Origin of the sequence: Microcystis sp. M20BS1 (assembly GCF_020245305.1) — a bacterium.
In the GTDB taxonomy this organism is placed as follows: domain Bacteria; phylum Cyanobacteriota; class Cyanobacteriia; order Cyanobacteriales; family Microcystaceae; genus Microcystis; species Microcystis ichthyoblabe_A.
This window is the reverse complement of the sequence record NZ_JADBUZ010000136.1, coordinates 1-21,171: the sequence shown is the minus strand read 5'-3', so window position 1 is coordinate 21,171 and position 21,171 is coordinate 1. Positions and strand designations below refer to the sequence as shown.

The 21,171-nt window shown below is 42.8% G+C and carries 16 protein-coding genes and 1 tRNA gene; 5 read left to right on the top strand and 12 right to left on the bottom strand.

The annotated features are described in order from the left end of the window. The 3 genes from IM507_RS14005 to IM507_RS13995 form a co-directional block, all read right to left on the bottom strand. Nucleotides 1-116 (bottom strand): DUF29 family protein (locus tag IM507_RS14005; protein WP_287637223.1); only part of this gene is annotated, 116 nt, incomplete at its 3' end. Nucleotides 117-285: 169 nt separating this feature from the next. Continuing rightward, nucleotides 286-981, bottom strand: coding sequence for a metal ABC transporter ATP-binding protein (locus IM507_RS14000; RefSeq protein WP_123231154.1), 696 nt, complete (start codon nt 979-981; stop codon nt 286-288). A gap of 10 nt (nt 982-991) precedes the next feature. Next, nucleotides 992-1,927, bottom strand: a complete 936-nt coding sequence (locus tag IM507_RS13995) for a metal ABC transporter solute-binding protein, Zn/Mn family (protein WP_287637222.1) — start codon at nt 1,925-1,927, stop codon at nt 992-994. A gap of 599 nt (nt 1,928-2,526) precedes the next feature. Between IM507_RS13995 and mfd the strand changes: the two genes are divergently transcribed. Continuing rightward, complete coding sequence (gene mfd, locus IM507_RS13990) at nt 2,527-6,036, top strand: transcription-repair coupling factor (protein WP_287637221.1); 3,510 nt, start codon at nt 2,527-2,529, stop codon at nt 6,034-6,036. A gap of 128 nt (nt 6,037-6,164) precedes the next feature. Here mfd and IM507_RS13985 read toward each other — a convergent pair. The 5 genes from IM507_RS13985 to IM507_RS13965 all read right to left on the bottom strand — a co-directional run bounded on the left by IM507_RS13985 (nt 6,165) and on the right by IM507_RS13965 (nt 11,811). Beyond that, a tRNA-Ser gene (locus IM507_RS13985) sits at nt 6,165-6,251 on the bottom strand. A gap of 219 nt (nt 6,252-6,470) precedes the next feature. After that, complete coding sequence (locus IM507_RS13980) at nt 6,471-7,568, bottom strand: glycosyltransferase family 4 protein (RefSeq protein ID WP_002736723.1); 1,098 nt, start codon at nt 7,566-7,568, stop codon at nt 6,471-6,473. Then, a complete protein-coding gene (locus tag IM507_RS13975) occupies nt 7,568-9,397 on the bottom strand; it encodes a tetratricopeptide repeat protein (RefSeq protein WP_287637220.1) in 1,830 nt (609 codons plus the stop codon). The genes IM507_RS13980 and IM507_RS13975 overlap by 1 nt, the downstream gene beginning before the upstream one ends. A 250-nt stretch (nt 9,398-9,647) precedes the next feature. Beyond that, complete coding sequence (locus IM507_RS13970; protein WP_069474027.1) at nt 9,648-10,484, bottom strand: metallophosphoesterase; 837 nt, start codon at nt 10,482-10,484, stop codon at nt 9,648-9,650. A 91-nt stretch (nt 10,485-10,575) separates the two neighbouring features. After that, nucleotides 10,576-11,811 carry an LL-diaminopimelate aminotransferase gene (locus IM507_RS13965; protein WP_002735932.1) on the bottom strand — a complete coding sequence of 412 codons (1,236 nt, stop codon included), beginning with the start codon at nt 11,809-11,811 and terminating at the stop codon, nt 10,576-10,578. A 156-nt stretch (nt 11,812-11,967) separates the two neighbouring features. Between IM507_RS13965 and IM507_RS13960 the strand changes: the two genes are divergently transcribed. Further along, nucleotides 11,968-12,180, top strand: a complete 213-nt coding sequence (locus tag IM507_RS13960) for a DUF2839 domain-containing protein (protein WP_002737353.1) — start codon at nt 11,968-11,970, stop codon at nt 12,178-12,180. Between the two features lie 314 nt (nt 12,181-12,494). Here IM507_RS13960 and IM507_RS13950 read toward each other — a convergent pair whose 3' ends face one another. From IM507_RS13950 to IM507_RS13935, 4 genes are all read right to left on the bottom strand, one after another. Then, on the bottom strand, nt 12,495-12,671 hold the full coding sequence (locus IM507_RS13950) for a PDDEXK family nuclease (protein ID WP_002735115.1): 177 nt from the start codon (nt 12,669-12,671) through the stop codon (nt 12,495-12,497). 274 nt (nt 12,672-12,945) lie between these two features. Then, nucleotides 12,946-14,121 carry a CfrBI family restriction endonuclease gene (locus IM507_RS13945; RefSeq protein ID WP_069474026.1) on the bottom strand — a complete coding sequence of 392 codons (1,176 nt, stop codon included), beginning with the start codon at nt 14,119-14,121 and terminating at the stop codon, nt 12,946-12,948. Next, a complete protein-coding gene (locus IM507_RS13940; protein WP_242028729.1) occupies nt 14,105-15,325 on the bottom strand; it encodes a DNA-methyltransferase in 1,221 nt (406 codons plus the stop codon). The genes IM507_RS13945 and IM507_RS13940 overlap by 17 nt, the downstream gene beginning before the upstream one ends. 84 nt (nt 15,326-15,409) lie before the next feature. Next, complete coding sequence (locus IM507_RS13935) at nt 15,410-16,681, bottom strand: dihydroorotase (RefSeq protein ID WP_069474025.1); 1,272 nt, start codon at nt 16,679-16,681, stop codon at nt 15,410-15,412. A 182-nt stretch (nt 16,682-16,863) separates the two neighbouring features. Here IM507_RS13935 and IM507_RS13930 point away from each other — a divergent pair, with 182 nt between their 5' ends. From IM507_RS13930 to groL, 3 genes are all read left to right on the top strand, one after another. After that, entirely contained in the window at nt 16,864-18,132 is a 1,269-nt protein-coding gene (locus IM507_RS13930; protein WP_123231151.1) for a DNA methyltransferase, read from the top strand. A 684-nt stretch (nt 18,133-18,816) separates the two neighbouring features. Further along, the gene (gene groES, locus IM507_RS13925) at nt 18,817-19,128 is read left to right on the top strand and encodes a co-chaperone GroES (protein ID WP_002737272.1); all 312 of its coding nucleotides are present in this window, start codon (nt 18,817-18,819) and stop codon (nt 19,126-19,128) included. A 46-nt stretch (nt 19,129-19,174) separates the two neighbouring features. Continuing rightward, nucleotides 19,175-20,800, top strand: coding sequence for a chaperonin GroEL (gene groL / locus IM507_RS13920; RefSeq protein WP_108935277.1), 1,626 nt, complete (start codon nt 19,175-19,177; stop codon nt 20,798-20,800). The last annotated feature ends 371 nt before the right edge of the window (nt 20,801-21,171 follow it).

Here is a 21,171-nt window from a genome sequence, read left to right as displayed (position 1 = left end):
TTTTTGTCTCTGTTGGTTCCCCAATCCAATACATCTGTCTGTCTTTGTCGCAGTTGTTTGGCCGTTTCTTCTAACCAAGCAGGATAGTCTTGTTCGTATAAGTCTTTAGTTGTCATAACCTATCCTCTTTAGCGCTGGTCAAGTATTAGATTTTTATTTTCTTGACGCTTATCTAACCTAAAAAAAGAGGGTTCGCAGGCAGGCACGGATTCCCATTATATATACGAGTATATGTCAAGTGCGGGGATTTGTCAAGGGTTTTGACAGTAGAAAGGGAGAAAACTTTTAACAATACACTTGTTCTAGCATAGCGGTAGTGAGAGATTTTTGGCCGTGATAATAGAGACGACGATTGAGACAACCGATCGATTTAACATAGGTAGATAGGGTTCCCAGATCATGGGAAATAATTAAAATGGTCATCCACTCATTCAATTCTTGCAACAGGGAAAAAATACTAGCACGCATTTGGGGATCGACACTAGCAGTGGGTTCATCTAAAATCAAGAGACGGGGTTCTACCGCTAAAGCGCGAGCGATATAAACCCGTTGGCGCTGTCCCCCCGAAAGTTCAGCAATCGACCTTTTTTTCAACCCTAACATTCCCACACTATCTAAAGCTTTATCTACCCTTACCTCATCTTTTTTACTATAGCCTTGCCAGAGTTTTTTGCTGCTCAATCTCCCCATTTTCACCACCTCACCCACAGTGATGGGAAATGAGCGATCGCATTCGACAAACTGCGGCACATAACCGACTAATTCCCGACCTTTTTGGACACTTTGCCCCAAAATACTGACTTCTCCCCGCCAAGGTTTAATTAATCCCAGTAAAACCTTAAGCAGGGTAGTTTTTCCCCCTCCATTCGGACCGATAATTCCCAGGAAATCTAATTCTTCAATGGTTAAATTAATATCTTCGAGGATGGGTTCCTGTTCGTAGCCGGCCCAGAGATTATTAATGGTAATGATCGTTGACATATACAAGCAATTACTGATTTAAAACTGTGGCCATTTTTTGGGAAACTTGTCGCAGGTTTTCACTCCAATTTTGAGCAAAGGCACTGATAGGGATTACCTGTCCCCCAATTTCCCTAGCAATAGTTTCGGCACTTTTCTGACTAAATTCTGGTTGAGTAAAAATAACTTTAATATTCTCTTTTTTTGCCTGTTTGATTAGTTGACTTAACTGGGCAGCACTGGGTTCATTGCCTTCGATTTCGATCGCAATCATCTCTAAACCGTAATCTTGGGCAAAATAGCCCCATTCGGGATGAAACACCATAAATTTTTGGTTTTTGACCCCTGCCAAGTTTTGCCGAATTTCTTGATCTAATGCGTCTAATTCCTGACTGAATTTCTCAAAGTTAGCCCGATAGATAGCTTCCTGACCCGGATCGAGTTGTGCTAAGGTTTGATAAATAGTCTTTGCTTGTGCTTTGACTCGTTTTGGTGATAACCAAATATGGGGATCTAGGGTGTTTTTTCCAGCCTGATGTTTTTCTTCCTTGCTGTGATCATGATCGTGATCATGATCGTGATTATGTTCTGCTGTCAAAGGGATTTTATCTACCCCTTGACTGGTATCGACGATTAACATCTGTTGGTTAACACTCTTTAAGCGATCTTTCCAGGCATCTTCTAAGAATACACCAATTTTAAAATAGGCTTGCGATCGGGCTGTGGTTTTTAATTGTTCGGGTTTTGGTTCATAGGTGTGGGGATCTGTCCCGGGTTGAATCATGGCATTAACACTGACTCTATCACCGCCGATACGTTTGACAAAATATTCCTGCGGTACGATACTCACTGTCACCTGTAAGGGTGTCTTTGCTTCCTCCTCCTTGACCGAGGGACTACTACAAGCTGTTAAGCTGGCTATAGTCAGGGTTAAAGCGATCGCTGTTAACTGGAATTTTTTACCCATCGGATTAACTGAGTCTGATTATGATTCTGATCTTATCACAGTCGGTGAGAATCGTTATCATTCTGAAAATATTTCGGTATAGATGTACTGGTTTTTCGTCCTTCGATCTTTCGCTCCCAATTAAAAATTTTCTCTTGCTAACTAACGCTTGACATGATATTATATAGATAATGGAAAATCCGTGCGCCTGCGACCCCCCTCTGGTCAAGTCAAATAAAGCCCAAAAAAATTAACCTCAAAAAGTAGTGGGTAAACTGGAAACTGATACTCGTTAAGACTGCACCGGAGTGCCGGAGTTGGGAGAGGAAGCCTGAGCATTTGTACTAGAACTCCCAATAGGCAGTATAAATTCAGGAGAGCTTAACTAGAGCTTGCTGAATAAATCTAAAAACCGTGTTGGGTAAGACTTTTAGACTTTTTGGGAAATCAAAAAGTACCGGACATGGGAGTGATCGGGGGGAAAATTCAGGGACTTTTTCCCTGAAAATTAGGTAATTGACCCCCTCAAAATCGGTAAAACCCTACACCCCACACCCTACCCCCACGAAAAACTTTTTGCCGCAAACCCTAACCAAAAACCGAGTGCCGATCACTAAAAAATGACTTTTGCCTCCGTTATCCGCAACATTGAAAAATCGCCATTAACTGCCGAACTTATCCAAAAACTGGAGAAAAACGGCAATTTAACCCTAACTGGCCTTGCCCGCTTACCGAAAGGATTAATCAGCACAGCTTTCGCCCGTTGTCAAGGAAAAAATCTTTTAATTATTTGTGCCAATCTGGAGGAAGCGGCACGTTGGGCGGCACAATTAGAAGCGATGACGTGGAAAGGTGTTTTCTTTTATCCCACCTCGGAAGCTTGCCCCTACGAGAGATTTAATCGGGAATCCGAGATGATTTGGGGACAGATGCAGGTATTATCGGCCCTTCGACGTAGCTCAGGACAAGCTCTAATCAGTCATCAAGAGGCCGGAATTGCGATCGTTACCACCGAAAAGGCCCTGCAGCCCCATTTACCCCCTAGAGAGGTTTTCGAGCAGTATAGCGATAATTTTGCGGTAGGAAGGGTTATAGAAGCCAAAAACCTCGATCTAACCCTAGCTAGATTAGGATATGAACGGGTTTCACTGGTAGAAACCGAAGGGCAATGGAGTCGTCGCGGCGATATCGTTGATATTTTCCCAGTTTCGGCCGAATTACCGGTCAGGTTAGAATTTTTCGGCGATGAATTGGAAAAATTGCGAGAATTTGACCCTGCCACCCAAAGATCCCTCGATTCTATCCCCAATCTGCTTCTTACTCCCACTAGCTTCGCAGCGATCATTGCCCCTTCTCTTCCCCCCACAGTGGCCGATTATTTGGAGGCTGAAGAGCGAGAAAAATTGGCTAATGGCATTTATCCAGAGGGAATTGAGCGATTTTTAGGCTTGTCCTTCCGTCAACCTGCCTCTTTATTGGATTATCTCCCCGAAAATACTCTTATTGCCTTTGATGAACTGGAAAGCTGTCAAGCTAGAAGCGATCGCTGGATAGAATATATTGGGGAACGCTGGCAAGAGATAGAACCAGCTTTACCGCAAATTCACCGTTCTTTTGGCGAATCTCTGCAAATATCGGTTAAATTTCCCCATCTCTACCTCTCAGAAATAGACGATCACCTCTCCGAAAATAGTCTTAATCTCTCCAGTCGTCCGATTCCCACCAATCCGGGGCAATTCGCCAAACTAGCGGAAATTTTACGGGGAAAAAGAGAGATTTATAGCGGTATTAAAGTAAATAAGTACGCTACATGGTTAATATCTGCCCAACCCTCCCGTACAGTCTCGTTATTACAGGAACACGACTGCCCGGCCCAATTTATCCCCAATCCCCTCGATTTTGGGGCGATCGAGCGCTTAATCATTCAAAACACCGCTACAGCCCTAAAATACTCAGGATTAGCTGAATTAGAAGGTTTTATCCTACCCACCTATCGCATAGTCGTCGTTACTGATCGAGAGTTCTTCGGACAACATCTTTTAAATACTGCTGGTTACGTCCGCAAACGTCGGCAAGCAGCCTCGGTACAGGTGGATGTGAATAAACTCCGTCCCCTCGATTTTGTAGTACATAAACACCATGGCATCGGACAGTTTATCAAACTAGAAAAGCAGGAAAGCACAATTAGCGGAGTAGTGCAAGGTCGAGATTATCTAGTTATTAAGTATGCTGATGGATTATTGCGGGTTCCTGCCGATTCTGTTGATAATCTCTCCCGTTATCGTCATACAGGTAATCAAGAGCCTGAATTACATAAAATCTCTGGCAAAGCGTGGGAAGCGACGAAAGCTCGCGTCAGGAAGTCGGTTAAGAAGTTAGCGGTTGATTTAATCAATATTTACGCCCAACGCGCCCAAAAATCGGGTTTTGCCTATCCGATGGATAATCCCTGGCAGCGGGAGTTAGAGGATTCTTTTCCCTACCAACCCACTGCTGATCAACTGAAAGCGATACAGGATGTGAAACGGGATTTAGAAAGCGATCGCCCGATGGATCGCTTAGTCTGTGGGGATGTGGGTTTTGGTAAGACAGAAGTGGCGATTCGTGCTATTTTTAAAGCTGTCACCACGGGTCATAAACAGGTGGCTTTATTAGCACCAACAACGATTTTAACCCAACAACATTATCACACCCTGAAAGAACGTTTTGCTCCCTATCCTATTAATGTGGGTTTATTAAATCGTTTTCGCACCAATTCCGAGAAAAAAGATATCGTCCAGCGCTTGAAAACGGGGGAATTGGATATAGTGGTGGGGACGCAGTTGTTATTAAGTAAAGCGGTGGAGTTTAAAGATTTAGGATTATTGGTGATCGATGAAGAACAGCGTTTTGGTGTCAATCAAAAGGAAAAAATTAAGGCTTTTAAAAGTAATATTGATGTGTTAACCTTGAGTGCGACACCGATTCCCCGGACTCTTTATATGTCCCTTTCTGGGGTGCGAGAAATGAGTTTAATTACCACACCTCCCCCCTCTCGTCGTCCCATCCAAACCCACCTTTCTAGTTATAATTCTGATGTGATTAGAACGGCAATTCGCAATGAATTGGATCGGGGGGGACAGATTTTTTATGTAGTACCCAGAATCGAGGGAATTGAAGAAAAAGCGGCAGCAATTCAAGGGATGATTCCGGGTGCTAGAATTTCCATTGGTCACGGTCGTATGGATGAGTCCGAATTAGAGACCACCATGTTAGCATTTAATAATGGGGAAGCGGATATCTTAGTCTGTACGACTATTGTGGAGTCGGGGTTAGATATTCCCAGAGTTAACACAATTATCATTGAAGATGCCCAAAAATTCGGTTTAGCGCAACTCTATCAACTGCGGGGACGGGTGGGGCGATCGGGAGTACAAGCGCACGCTTGGTTACTTTATCCAGCTAAGGGAGAACTAACAGAAACTGCTCGGGAAAGATTAAAGGCAATTCAAGAATTTACCCAGTTAGGATCGGGGTATCAATTAGCGACTAGAGATCTGGAAATTCGCGGCGCTGGTAACTTATTGGGTGCGGAACAATCGGGACAAATGGAAGCGATTGGTTTTGATCTATATATGGAAATGTTACAGGAAGCTTTGCGGGAAATTCAAGGTCAAGAAATTCCTCAAGTGGAGGATACCCAAATCGATCTGAAATTGACGGCATTTATTCCTAACGATTATATATCCGATCCAGAGCAGAAAATGGATGTCTATCGGGCGATCGCTACTGCTAATTCTCAGAAAAATTTAGGACAAATTGCCGCCGATTTAGTGGATAGATACGGGGCAATTCCTTCCCCAGTGGCACAATTATTTAAGGTAATCGAGTTAAAACATCTGGCTAAATCCCTCGGTTTTTCGCGAATTAAACCCGATGGAAAACAGCATATTATCCTAGAAACTCCTATGGAGGAACCAGCGTGGAAATTATTACAAGAACACCTACCCCAACATATACAATCACGCTTTGTTTATAGTCCCAAACAGGTGACGGTTAGGGGTTTAGGAACGGTAAAACCACCACAGCAGTTAGATAGTTTATTGGAGTGGTTAGCTAAGTGTAAAGATGGTTTACCGACGAGGAATTAGACTAAATCCTGTTTAAAAAGTATAGGAGAGTGGGTAATGGGGAAAAGATAATCAATAAGAGTAATCTCCTGACTCCTATACTCTAACTGCTATAAAAAGCACCTCATATCTAGGAGGTGCTTTGGGGACGGAGAGAGAGGGATTCGAACCCTCGTTAAAGTTACCCCTAAACAGCATTTCCAGTGCTGCGCCTTCAACCGCTCGGCCATCTCTCCAATTTAGGTCACGATCATCCATCCTACAGCAAATGCTGCCGATCTGTCAAATTATTTTTCTTTTTCCGACGATGACCGATCAGGTTAGGGACTTGCGCTTTGATAATGTACCTTTTGGGCGAACGCAGTTCGCCCCTACATTGTGGACAAAATCCGTTACTGTAGGGGCGCAAAGCTTGCGCCCTCCGATCGATTGGGATATTATTCCCACGCAAGTCCCTAAGCATACCCTAGATATTGATTTAAGATTGCGGCTGTAGCTAGACCGGTTTTTTGCCAACTAAACTCATTAGCTCGTTTTTTGCCTAGATAACTTAATTTTGACTGTAATTGTCGATCTTGAGCGATAATTTTCAGGGCATCGGCTATGCACTCGACTCGATAGGGATCGATTAAAATTGCCGCTGTTGCCGTGACTTCGGGCAAAGATGACAAATTTGAGGTAATGACGGGTGTACCGCAGGCCATAGCCTCTAAAACGGGCAATCCGAAGCCTTCCCAGAGACTAGGGAAGACTAAAGCAGTGGCTTGACTGATAACTTTGGGTAGGTGATCGTAGGGGATATAGTCGAGAAATTTAATGCGATCGCTGACTGCTAATTCCCGCGCTTGTTGTTGTAAATTCGGGGTATAACGGCGATCGAAGCTGCCGGCAATCCAAAGATGATAATCTGTTAAATCTGGGGGCAGTTGGGCAAAAGCGGCGATTAAACGCGGTAAATTTTTATAGGGATTGGGACGACCGAGATAGAGAAAATAGGGATGTTCTGGCTTATTATCTTCCATAGGACGAAAGTGATGATGATCGTAGGCTAGGGGAATTGAAGTAATTTTATCGGCGGGAATTTGATAATATTCAGTGATATCTTTGGCCGTTGCCTGAGAGTTACAGATAATATGTTTTGCCTGTTGTAATACCTGCGGCACATAATAACGGAAATAGTGAGTTAAGGGGGAAGTAAAACTGGGAAACCGTAGGGGAATTAAATCGTGGACCATGACGACAAAGCGACAGGGAGAATTTATCGGCGCTTCTGGAAGGGGAGAAAAGAGTAAATTCGCCTTTAATTGTCGGTAAATTGACGGTAACTGCCACTGAGTCCAGAGTAAGCGTTTTAAATGACCTTTCGCTCCTCGATCAGGGCCGAGACCTTTGGGGATAGAATAACAGTTAAAGTCGGGATAACTATTAGCTGTTAGTAGAGTTGGTTCTAAATTTTTCAGGTAGGGTAAGAGGTTAAGAATGTAGGTACTGATTCCCGTGGGTTGGGGAAAAAGTACCGAGAGATTAATTAATAGGTTATGCTGTGTATTCACTAATTACCCTGTTGATATTTGCTGAGGATTTCTGAGATATATTGGTAGCCTTCCAGTCCAATAGATTTAATCAGGGAGGAACGTTCCTGACTGAAAGTCTGTTCAAAAGCTGCGATATTTTTGCCGCGAATAACCGTTAATAGACTAGCAGCTTGTCGCCATTCCACTGCACCGATTTCGTGTAGCCAGTACATTCCTAGAGAACCCATATAAATTGCCTGTTGAAAATTCTTGTCTTGATAGTAAGCTTCCCCTAAATAAGTTAGTAATAAACCTTGCAGATATACATCTCCGTAGTATTTGGCCGATTCCAATCCTTGTAGGAGAATATTAATCGCATCTTGGGTTCTTTCGAGGACAAGATATGCTAAACCTAAACTGCTACAACAAAGGGATTTACTCTGCCAATCTTGGAGACTTTCCGCTAACTTTAATCCCTGTTTTAAATACTCGATCGAAGTTTGATAAATTTCGGGATCATATCTCTCTAACTGTTGCGCTTCCTGTACCTGACTATAACCCAAATTAGCTAAAGCGTTAGCCTGTCCTAAACTATTACCCTGTTGACGACTTAAAATTAAGGCTCTCTGACTTAAATTAATCGCTTCTGTATAGTTTTTTTGGATAGCATTGAGACGGGATAAATGGTTTAAATTAGCTATTTCACAAGCATAATCCTGTTGTTGACGAGCAATTTCTAAAGCTTGTTGATGACATTCTCTAGCCTGTAGATAGTCGCCGCGAATGCGATTAGAATAGGCAATTAAAGTTAAAATTCTCGCCTTTTCTCCCGTACCTTCCACATAACGCAGAGGAATTGATAAATAATCTAAGGCCTCCTTGAGATAACTGCCAGAAAAGGAGGCGAAAATTCCTCCGTATAAAGGAAAATAATCCCGTTGAGCAAAGGTTCTCAGAATTTGTAAAGCCATCTGAAAACAGCCGCGACTATAGAGAGAATTTTTACTAACTTGCTCGAAACTATTGGTTAACAGCGACCAAATTAAAGCAAAGGTGAGAAAGGTAGAAATGGATAATTTTGCTCCCAGTTTTTCGCTATAGATACGCTGATCAAAAAAGTTAATTAGTCCCCTTTGGATATATTGAAAAACAATGGCAGTTTCTACCCAATCGGTTAAAGTTAAATCCTGGGTGAGAGAATCAAAAGCTTGTTGATTAGCTAAACTTTCTAAGACTCGTTTTAACCAAGAGGGATTAACTTTACTTGCCCAAATTTGCCAGGGAGTCACTCGCTCATTATCATTAGTAAAACCAAGATTGCGATTTTGTTCGTAGAGCCAACTGGTGAGATCATTCGATAAATTTGACCAAGTATTTAACCCCAGATTAATCCCCGTGGCAATTTGCCATAAATCCGCTTCTCCCCGCTGCTGAGAAACTGCCTGTAAATGCTTGGCTAACTGTTGTAATTGTTCTAGGGTTAAAGCATTACTTTGATTGGGATCAATTAAATTCACTAAAGTTAGTAAACGATCCTCTCGATCGATTTTCACCAGACTATCGATCGCCGCTGCAGTGAGAGAATTTTGCTGATTGGTTTTTTGATATTTTTCCCATTCACTTTCGATCGTTTCCAGGGCCCGCAAAACCCTAGTCGCTTTAATTTTTGTTTCTAACTGTGAGCGAGTAATGATAATTTTTTCAGTTAAACAACGCTCAAAAATTTCTCCTGTGCCATTTTTTACTCCCTCGGACAAAAGGTTATAAACCTGTGATTTAGCTCTAATTTTTCCTTCTAAAGTTAGATTGACAATGCGCTCAATTAGTGCATTATAAGTTTCGTTGAAGTTATCTCTATTTTCTGTCATAAGTGTTTTTTCAGTTATCAGTAAACAGTAATCAGTGAAAAGACAGTAGTAAGCTTCTAAGCTGTACTGAATTTAAACTGCGTAGGGGAAATTTTAGTACAAATGCTCGAACTTCCTCTCCCTACTCCCAACTCCGGTGCAGTCTTAACGAGTAATTTAGATAGTCAACAGCTGATTTAATGCTGCACACTTAAAACTTAAAACTTAAAACTTAAAACTTAAATCTGATAACTGATAACTGATAACTGATTCAAGACTGACTCCTGTTGACCAAAGTGATTACTGTCACTTCGGGGGGACAAAAAAGACGACCGGGGAAATAGGTTCCTAAGCCTCGATTCACATATAATTGATTGTCCCCGACTCGATGAAATCCCTCGGACCATTGCCAGTATCGGACTACTTTGCTAAACTCCCGATAAAGGGGAACCCATGGACGATAGGGTTCGGGTAGTGATCGCCTAAGTTCCTCTAAAATTATCGGTAGGGAACCGATACCCGGTATAGTCACTTGACCTCCGTGGGTATGACCGGATAACTGCAAATCCACGCGCCAATCCTTTAAAATCATAGCTGTATCGGGATTGTGGGAAAGGACGAGTCTGGGTATATCGGGGGAAATTTGCTCGAGGATTTGCGGTAAAAATTCCCCAGACCAATAATCGGCCAATCCGACGATGGGAAAATTTTCGCCGTAGGGTGTGACGATTTCATTCCAGAGTACCCGAATTCCCACGCTAGTTAAGGCTGATCTGACCGTTTCCCTTGCTTGCGGAAGATAACTGTCATGATTTCCTAAACAAGCATAAATACCCCCTTGACTTTTGAGAGCTTTTATGCTCTCGACTAGGGCAAAAATTGGCTGGGGACTATCGGTAATAAAGTCCCCCGTCAGGAAGATGAGATCGGGTTTTTCCTGATTAGTAATGGCGATCGCTTCTTGCAGGACAGCTTCAGGCAAATGCTCTTCATCGCAGTGCAGATCTGACCACTGCACCAACTTGATCCCTTGCAGATGTGCCGGTAGGCCAGCAATTGCGATCGTTAATCTTTCTACCTGTAAGGATTCTAGCCAAAAGGGTCGCATCGGTGAGCCGTTGTCGGTGAGCAGTTACCAGTCTATCAATTCCCGATGGGGTTGTTGGGGGATGCTTCCGCAAACATCCCTCTCTTGAGGATTAGCCTTGAAATTTATCGATAATTCTTTCCATAGCGGCCTCGACATTGGCACGACTATTAAAAGCCGATAGCCGGAAATAACCCTCTCCGGCAGCCCCAAAGCCAGATCCGGGAGTCCCCACCACATTACAGGTATGTAGCAGTTTATCGAAGAAATCCCAACTTGATAGACCCTGGGGCGTTTTTACCCAAACGTAGGGCGCATTTACGCCACCATGGACTTCTAAACCGGCAGCAGTTAATTTTTCTCGGATAATTGTTGCATTTTGTAAATAAAACTTGACAAGTTCTTGTACTTGTGCTTGTCCTTCCGAGGAATAAACCGCCTCAGCCCCCCGTTGGACAATGTAGGAAACGCCGTTAAATTTGGTCGATTGCCGACGATTCCACAGTTTCCAGAGTTGCACATCGCTGCCGTCGGCCGCTTTGGCCATCAGACTTTGGGGAACCACGGTTAAAGCGCAACGGGTCCCGGTAAAACCGGCATTTTTAGAAAAAGAGCGAAATTCGATCGCACATTGCCGCGCTCCCTCGATTTCGTAGATGGAATGGGGTAAACTGGCATCGGTGATAAAGGCCTCGTAGGCTGCATCAAAAAAGATAATCGATCCGTTGGCCCTAGCATAATTAACCCAAGCTGTCAAGTGTTCTTTGGTAGCTGTGGCCCCGGTGGGATTGTTGGGAAAACAGAGATAGATTAAATCGACTTTTTCCGTCGGAATCTGGGCAGTAAAGTTATTTTCGGCGGTAATTGGCAGATAAATCAAGCCCTCGTATTCGCCGCGTTCGTTGACCTCTCCCGTGTGTCCGGCCATAACGTTAGTATCGACGTAAACGGGATATACTGGGTCGGTCACGGCGATCGAGTTATTATCCCCAAAAATATCGAGAATATTGCCCGTATCGCACTTAGAACCGTCGGAAATAAAGATTTCATCGGCACTTATCTCACAACCGCGAGCCTGAAAATCATGGACGGCGATTTTCTCCCTTAACCAAGCATAACCCTGTTCAGGCCCGTAACCCTTAAAGCTAGAGCGATCGCCCATTTCCTCCACTGCTTTGATCATGGCCTCGCGACAAGCTAGGGGCAAAGGTTCGGTGACATCCCCAATCCCCAGACGGATAATATTAGCATCGGGATTGGCTGCCGCAAAAGCTTGGACTCGTCGGGCAATTTCCGGGAAAAGATAACCCGCTTTTAGTTTTAAGTAATTACTGTTAATGGTTGCCATAATTATTATTCTCGTTTCAGTCGCAACCTTTAATTCTATAATAGTCGGTCATCGGCCGTTAGTTTCGATCGCCCTCCTTGATGGACTAGGATTGGGTGTGGCCTGTTGTCTTTCGATATACAATCAGAGAAAAACCTCTTAATAACTGACATTAGTATGGGTGAATCAAAACGTCGTCAATCGGCCCTGGGTGATAAGTATGGACAGGAAGAAAATATCCTGCCTTGGCTACCAATTACCAAAAGTCAAGCAGCCCAAGCTTACAAGTTAACCACTAGGGGTGCCTGGATTGGTATAGGAGTTTTAGCCGGGGTTTGGGTGGTTATTCGCTTTGTCGGGCCAGCTTTCGGTTGGTGGAATGTCCAATAACTGGTTAGGGACTTGCGCTTTGATGGTGGTAGCTTTTTCTTTTTTTAGCCAATACAGCGCTTCTGTTCCCCCCTGAAAGGTTACGGTTAATTAGGGTTTGCTGAATAAATCTAAAAACCTTGTTGGATAACGCTTTTAGACTTTTTTTCCCTCAAAAAGTGCCGACCTTTGGAGTGATTGGGGGGAAAATTCAGGTACTTTTTTTCTGAAAATTAGGTAATTGACCACGGCTCGACTGAGCTTCGCCGAACGCCCTGAAAATAGGTAAAACCCCACACCCCACACCCCACACCCTACCCCCACGAAAAACTTTTTCAGCAAGCCCTAATTAATTGGGCTGAAAGATTACCTGTGATGATAACATGGGCTTTACTTGTCCCAGCCATTGCCAAGATTTGCCCTCGCATATATTCTGGTTTAATGGGGCTAATTTTCTCTATTTCTAGATAGTCTTTGGGAGTAAAATAAGCGTGACTTTTACTGGCTGTCATGGGGTTTATCTTGCTTGTTGACCGATCAAATAAAAATAAAGCGTAATTATAACGTCAAAAAAACATATTAGCATCAGTTCAGTATCAGCCAAAAACTCAATTATACTACAGTCAAAAAACCTAATTATTTCGTGTAAGTTATAGTAAAATATACTTGTGCATAAATAAAGTTATCTGTCTCTTGTCAGTTGAGGAAATTTCTACAAAATTATGTCGTTTTAGCCAAGAAGAAATCAAAGTTTTTTCCCAGTTTAATAAAAGAGAGATAAATATACTAGCCATCTAAAGTATCCTCATCTTTATCGCTTAGTTCAGTTTCTTGAAAACCATCAACATTTTCTTCTAACGTATCACCAAAATTCAAAAAACTCAAAAGAGGAGCAGAACTAATTTTCTGAGAAAGATAATCATATAAAGATTCTTCATCAATATCAAGAATCTCTGCTCTGTAATCCAATCTTGATTCTAAACTTCTAGCCAGTTCTTGTGGCCAGAATTGCATACTCATTTGTATAATTTCACTTCCAGCCCTCTTAGCAGCTTCCACTGTCTTTTTTGACTTAGCAGGCAGTCGATCAATAATAATAAAAGTCCGAGATGTAGTTTCTCCATATAGCTCAACATTAGCAAAGCGAGATAGTTTATCTTTTGTGATCTCTGAATTTCCTCTACCAATGAAACCTATATCGAAGCGAGCTAGTTTACCAGCCCGTAATCTTAAAGTTCCATCACATTCACGAAGATTGGAATTGTCAGATAGCCAAAATACTCTTTCAATAATTGGACTTGATGGATTCTCAATATACTGAAAACCAAGAATATGTAAAACCGAGCCGAGTACGAGTCTCTCAAAAAGCTTCCCATATGTGGATTTATCAGAACCTCTGATAGTGAGAGTTGCACAGCCAATAGCAGTTGTTAGCCTTATTATATCTCGCCATTCTAGATTCCTGTAAACCTTCCCACTTTCATCCTCAATCAGTCCTAAAAACATAGGAATTGATCCAAAATCCTCTTCACATTTTTGCGATGCTTCTTCCAATGCAGCTTCAAAATCTTGAATATATTTTTCTTGTGCCGCTGGATTATCTCGCAATACATTTTGAACACCTTTGCCTGTCAAACCAATTAACCAATTAGCAGGCCAGATCAATTCTTTATCAGAACGACGGGAAGATTTAAGTTGAGATAATGCCATATCAGACAGTTGGTCAGTAAAATTCTCCACCCCTTGCCAACCTTTTACGAATAAGGCAACCATTGCACCAGAGGCGATCGCCACTCGTCTACTTGTTAACTGCTCAGTTTGAGTGCGTATGTTCTCCCCACATAGAATATCTAGGGTTAGCTGTCTTACAGTTTCCACACCCAATTTTTCAATAAAATCCCTACCGCTACCACTTAGGATTAATTTGCCCTTTTCAGGAAATAGATCATCTATTGTTGTCATCGATAGCCTCCCATTGAATCTCAATTTGTTCTGGTGGTAGTTTAGACGGCTTGCAGTTTAGCCATAGAATAGATGAAAACTTAATATTTTTCCATCTAGGAATTGTTTGTTGTATCAGTTCAATATAATTAAAATTACTCTCGAATAAAACAAAACGTCTATCTAAAGAAGCGGCCGCTAGTCCCACGGTTCCTGAACCAGCAAAGGGATCTAAAACCACATCACCTTTAAAAGAGTAATAATTAATCACTTTTTCTGCCAATTCTACGGGAAAAGCGGCGGGATGTTTTGAGTTAGTGACTGGGTTAATCTTCCAAACATTAGTGCGTTCATAACCATCGGCAATTTTTGAGGCTTTTACTACTTCTTGATCGGGATGATTGCGAATATGCCAATCGATTAGTAAATCTGTGTGTTTACGATAGACTAAAACGTATTCAGTCACCGGCACGGTTTTGTATTGGAGAGGGTTTCGATCGGCGGCAAATCTGCGCCCTCTACCAGTTGCCCACCCTGCTCCCTCTGGTTTTAGCCAAATAATATCATCAATAAAATCGTAACCTTCTTCAATAAAAATTCGATGCAAATCAAAGGGAACAGCAATACGTTTAGAAGCTTGATTACGCGAAGCACGACGCAATAGCACGGGAGAAATATTAATGACAAAAAAACGTCCTTCACTCAAAACTCGATGACATTTTCTGATCACCTGTCGCAGCTTCAATAGATAGCTTTCGTATTCTTCAAATTCCGAATATTCTGGACGAGCATTAAAATAGGGTGGTGAGGTAAAGATTAAATCAACACTTTCTGCGGGCATTTCCTCCAAAAGTTCGCTACAATCACCAAATCCGATGGTATTTCTCAGAGAGGAAAGCTTATATTCTTTTTTAGTTTTCTTGGGGGTTTCTAATTTAGATTCATCCTGTTTTAACAGACGAGCGATAATAATTTCAGTCCGGGTTGTCCTATCGGCTAAAATTTCGGTGGTGTAGGCATCGATCACCACTTCCCCAACGGTTTTTTTCTGGTCATTACATAGAGGAACTCGCCAAATATGATATCTGTCATCCACTTCTGGTAAACCTAATTTAATCGCATTAACTAAATTTATTTCCCGCAACCAATTAAGGACAATTTCTTTAGCTTCTGCCACCGTGCGAAGCAGATAACCGCGCTTGTCCGATACCAGTTCTTTTTCCATGTCATTACTCTAGTTCTCTCTAGAATTCTAGCTGATCATTATCCAAAAAACTAGGAGAGTCTCAAGATAGAAATTGGCCACCCTTTAAAAATTCCACATTTCTAAGACTTTTCCCGTAATTGTTTGATTTAACCAGAAAGTATTATGACTGAGGGAGTGAAGATTATTTGCCGTTACTTTCCAGCTTGCTTGGGGATGAAAAAGAATTGCTTCCGCGGGATTACCCGGGTTGAGAGATGCCGGTTTTTGTTGTAAACAATGACAGGGATTGAGACTAAGCGCTTGCCATAATTGTAAAGCTGATAATTGTCCGGTTATTACTAATTTTTCCCAGAGTAGCGGTAAAGCTAATTCTAACCCGATCGCGCCGGGGGGTGCTTCTGCAAAAGAGACGGTTTTTTCTTCGTAGGTATAGGGACGATGATCGATCGCGATTGCGTCGATAATTCCCTCCTTAATTGCCGCAATTAACGCCTTGCGATCGCTTTCGTTGCCCAAGGGTGGAGCGAGGTGTAAACTGGGATGGTAGCTGGCGATCGATCCTGTATTTAAGAGGAGATGCAACCACGTCACACTAGCGGTTATCGGCAATCCCCGCATTTTTGCCTCGCGAATTAATTCCACTCCTCGACGGGTAGAAATTCGCATTAGGTGAACAGGTGTATTAATTTCGCCGACGATTTCTAAAATTGTGGCTAAAGCAGTGGTTTCAGAAATAGCAGGATCTCCGGGTAAACCGAAGCGAATTGAGGTTTCTCCCTCGCGCATGACTCCATTACCCTTTAATTGCTGATTTACGGGGGAAAGGGCGATATTTTGACCGAAGGGTTTTAGGTATTCCAATAAGTGCCGCAACAGTCCCAAATCTTCCAGTCCGCGATTATCGGTAAAACCCACCGCTACAGGCATTAAATCGGCTAATTCGGTCATTTTTTGTCCTTGTCTTCCTAGGGTGAGACTTGCCCAAAAATGCAGACGAGTCGATTTTGAGTCAAAAAACTCTTGACTTTTTTCCTGTAATGTGCTAATGAGTGCGGGGTGATCGAGAGGGGGGAGAGTATTGGGGAGAATTGCCACCCGGGTGCAGCCTCCGGCCGTGGCCGCTTTGAGCAAAGATGCGAGGGTTTCTCGGTCTTCGTGGCCAGGTTCCCCGGAATGACTGTAGAGATCGACTAATCCAGGAGCAAAAATACAGTTTTGACCAGAAATATAGTTACTATTTTCTCTTGGGGGAAGCTGGGATTCGATCGCTTTAATTACCCCCTCCTCAATCCAGACATCGGCAATGCGATCGGTTTGTGTCAGGGGGTCAAGGACTCTAACCTGTTCTATAATTGTCGAGGATTGGCTATTCACGCAGACTAATTAAAACGTCATTTTTTCCTTTGGCAGTATATCACGTTAAGTAAAAAGTAAAAAGCAAAAAAGCTGAGTTGTCGGTTAGGTTGGGGGACGATAAGTTAGAATATTGATCGACTACGGTTTTAATCTTTATTTTAATTGGCTGGCCTACCCTAGGGAGAATTGATAGCCGAATCATGCAACTAGAACTTTTCGATTCTAATAATTTAGAAGAAATTAATCAGGGAACCCCGCGATTAGTTTCTTTTCGAGATTTAGTGCCAGAAATCACCAGCACCAGTTATCTAACCCATGGCATCTATTATTATCCTGCCAAATTTATTCCCCAAGTGGTGAGATTTTGCCTTGATAATTACAGTAAAAAGGATGATTGGATTATCGATCCTTTTGCGGGTTCAGGTACGGTGGGTTTAGAGGCTAAACTTTGTCAAAGAAATGCAGTTTTAACTGACCTGAATTATCTTTTAAACCATATTATCCCGATTAAGATCACGGAACAACAAGAACCATTGAGTTACTCAGAGTTAGATAAAAAAATCTTAGAAGTTTTTGCCAGCAAGGATAAATTTATCCCTCAGTGGTCAAATTTAAACTATTGGTATCCAGAGGAGATTTTAGTAGTTTTACAGAAACTTTGGGCAGGTCAAAAAAGTCTAGAACCTGATTTGTATTCCCAGATCATTCAAGCGGTTTTAGTGAAAGTTAGTAAACAGTTTTCCTATGCAGAACATACGAAACCAAAATTATTTCAATCGAAATACAAAAAATCAGATATACAAGAACTATTACAAAGAGATTGGCAAGAGGAATTAAAACGAACGATTAAAGATATGAGTTTTGAAACTTTAACCAGCGTCAATCAATATATTACCGTAACTTGGCATAATTGTAATCAAGTGCTTTTTTATGGAGGAGTAGATAGTGCCACTTTTAAGATCGAGCAAAATCTAGAGTTAGATTGTTTAATTAGTTCACCCCCCTATCTGCAAGCACAGGAATATATCAGAACAGCAAAACTAGATTTATATTGGTTAGGATATACAGAAAAAGAAGTACAAAAAATCTCTAAGCTAGAAATTCCCTACCGACAGGCTACCAGATTAATCGAAACCGAAACCTTAAATCAAGTGAGATCGAGTTTAGAGAAAGAGAATTTACATAAAATACTCGATTCCTATTTTTGTCACACCATCAACGCTTTAGAAAATGCCACCAGAAAATTAAAACAAGCTGGGAAAGCTTGCATTTTTGTCGGTAATCCGAAAGTGGATGGAGTGGAAGTAGAAACTTGGCGAATATTAGGGGAATATTTTCAGGAAAATGGCTTTATTTTTAATACCGTCTTTGAGGATAGAATTAAAACCAGACAATTATTCAAATCTCGCAAGAATAAAAATCCTGATGGCATGAAATCCGAATATTTACTAATCTTAGAGAAAAGGTAGGTCTAGTTTATAGCGTTTCCCATTCACAAAAGGTACATTCTCGATCTTGAAAAGCTTAATCAGCAAAACTTTAAGTGTGCCGTACAGGTACGAGAACCCCTATATTATGTGTAAAAAACTATGTATCTAAGCACAATTAATTACACATCTAAGCCACTACTCCGTCAGACTTCTGTGGTGGTGAGCAAACAGAGAACTGAAAACTCAAATCCGATCCCTAATAGCTTTATCCCGTCTCCCGTCTCCTGTCTCGACTAGGAAATTAATTTTGCACGACTACTTATGTAAACAACAGGCTTCGATCGTTGAGATAGCGATCGCCCTTGAGGTTCGGCGATTGCAGCTTGGGTAAACATTTAGGGACTTGCGCTTTGATAATAGAGTTCTTGCATAATTAATTCTTGAGAGTTCAAAAATGACAAAAATAGACATAAAACTGCATAAAATGCCTAAATGAAGCATTTAATCGATTAATGCACATTCTTAATTCTCCCGACGACCGGCTCCTAACCCCACCAACAAACTTTTTGCCGCAAACCCTAGCTTAACACCATAGTTCGGGAACCCGTACCGATCGAGCCGTTGTCAGGGGGCCTCGTATTTCGGTAAATTAGCACTCGGAAGGTAAGAGTGCTAATCTGGAAAAGACACTTACCCAAATACAAAAGAAACGGAGGATATTCCATGGCTGCAGTCAGCATCAACGTAACAACTGTTAAACCCCTAGGCGATCGAGTTTTCGTCAAAGTTAGTCCCAGCGAAGAAAAAACCGCCGGTGGTATTTTCCTTCCCGACGCCGCTAAAGAAAAACCCCAAATCGGGGAAGTCGTGGCCGTCGGCCCCGGCAAACGCAACGATGACGGTAGCCGTACCCCTGTAGAAGTAGGTGTGGGTGACAAAGTTCTCTACTCCAAATATGCCGGAACCGATATCAAACTTGGTGGCGAAGAATTCGTTCTCCTCTCCGAAAAAGACATTCTTGCCGCCGTTTCCTAATCATTTACCCTTGAAAACCCCTATTTTGCACGAATAACGAGAAATTATGGCTAAATCTATTATCTACAACGAAGATGCCCGTCGCGCCTTAGAAAAAGGCATGGATCTTCTGGCCGAAGCGGTAGCCGTCACCCTTGGCCCCAAAGGTCGTAACGTCGTCCTCGAAAAGAAATTTGGCGCACCCCAAATCGTCAATGATGGCATCACCATCGCTAAAGAAATCGAACTGGAAGACCATATCGAGAACACCGGTGTGGCTTTAATTCGCCAAGCCGCCTCAAAAACCAACGATGTAGCCGGTGATGGTACTACTACCGCCACCGTTCTCGCCCACGCTATCGTTAAAGAAGGTTTACGCAACGTCGCCGCCGGTGCTAACCCGATTTCTCTGAAAAAAGGGATCGATAAAGCTGCCGATTTCCTCGTCAGTCAAATCGCCAAACACGCGAAACCCGTAGAAGATTCTAAGGCGATCGCACAAGTGGGCGCTATCTCTGCCGGTAACGATGATGAAGTCGGTCAAATGATCGCCTCGGCCATGGATAAAGTCGGTAAAGAAGGCGTAATTTCCCTAGAAGAAGGGAAATCGATGACCACCGAACTAGAAATCACCGAAGGGATGCGTTTTGACAAAGGTTATATCTCTCCCTACTTTGTCACCGACACCGAGCGCATGGAATGCGTTTTTGAGGATCCCGCTATTCTGATTACCGACAAAAAAATCGGTTTAGTACAGGATTTGGTTCCCATTCTCGAACAAGTGGCCCGTCAAGGTAAACCCCTAGTAATTATCGCCGAAGACATCGAAAAAGAAGCTTTGGCAACCCTAGTGGTTAACCGTCTGCGCGGTGTTCTTAACGTCACTGCGGTGAAAGCTCCCGGATTTGGCGATCGCAGAAAAGCGATGTTAGAAGATATCGCCGTCTTAACTGGTGGTCAAGTAATCAGCGAAGATGCGGGTTTAAAACTGGAAACCACTAAAATTGACAGCTTAGGTACGGCCCGTCGTATCACCATGACCAAAGATACCACCACCATCGTGGCCGAAGGAAACGACGTGGCAGTGAAAACCCGTTGTGAGCAAATTCGCCGTCAAATCGAGGAAACCGATTCTTCCTACGATAAAGAAAAACTGCAAGAACGTCTGGCTAAATTAGCCGGGGGTGTGGCAGTGATTAAAGTCGGTGCCGCTACCGAAACGGAAATGAAAGACCGCAAATTGCGCCTAGAAGACGCAATTAACGCCACTAAAGCAGCCGTAGAAGAAGGTATCGTCCCCGGGGGTGGTACTACTTTAGCTCACCTGGCTCCCCAATTGGAAACCTGGGCCAAAGAAACCCTACACCATGAAGAATTAACCGGTGCTTTAATCGTTTCCCGCGCCATTGCTGCCCCCTTAAAACGGATCGCTGAAAATGCCGGCCAAAACGGTGCAGTTATTGCCGAACGGGTGAAAGAGAAGCCCTTTAATGTCGGTTATAATGCCGCTACTGGTGAGTTCTCCGATATGTTTGAGGCGGGTATCGTTGACCCTGCTAAAGTGACTCGTTCTGCCCTACAAAATGCCGCTTCTATCGCCGGTATGGTTTTAACTACCGAGTGTATTGTTGTGGATAAACCGGAAAAAGAAAAATCCGCTCCTCCCGCCGGCGGTGGTGACTTCGACTATTAATAATTAGTCTGTTTTTTCTGGACTCGATCGCTTAATTGCGATCGAGTTTTTTTTGATGAAAAAATATCACTTCGGGTTAAGGAAAGTACAATTTTATCCCCGGCGCTTTTTCCTTGCGGTAAAATATTGATAGCTCGATCGGGTATCCCGATTTACAGCCCACCATGCGGAACAAATCTGGATTGTTAAGTAGGTAGGCGTTAAAAGTTGTCAGACACCCCCCTTATCAAGGGGGGCAGGGGGGATCCCCCCGCCTATCGGCACCCCCCTTATCAAGGGGGGCAGGGGGGATCCCCCCGCCTATCGGCACCCCCCTTATCAAGGGGGGCAGGGGGGATCGAACCTAAAATCCATTTTTAATTTAATTATAA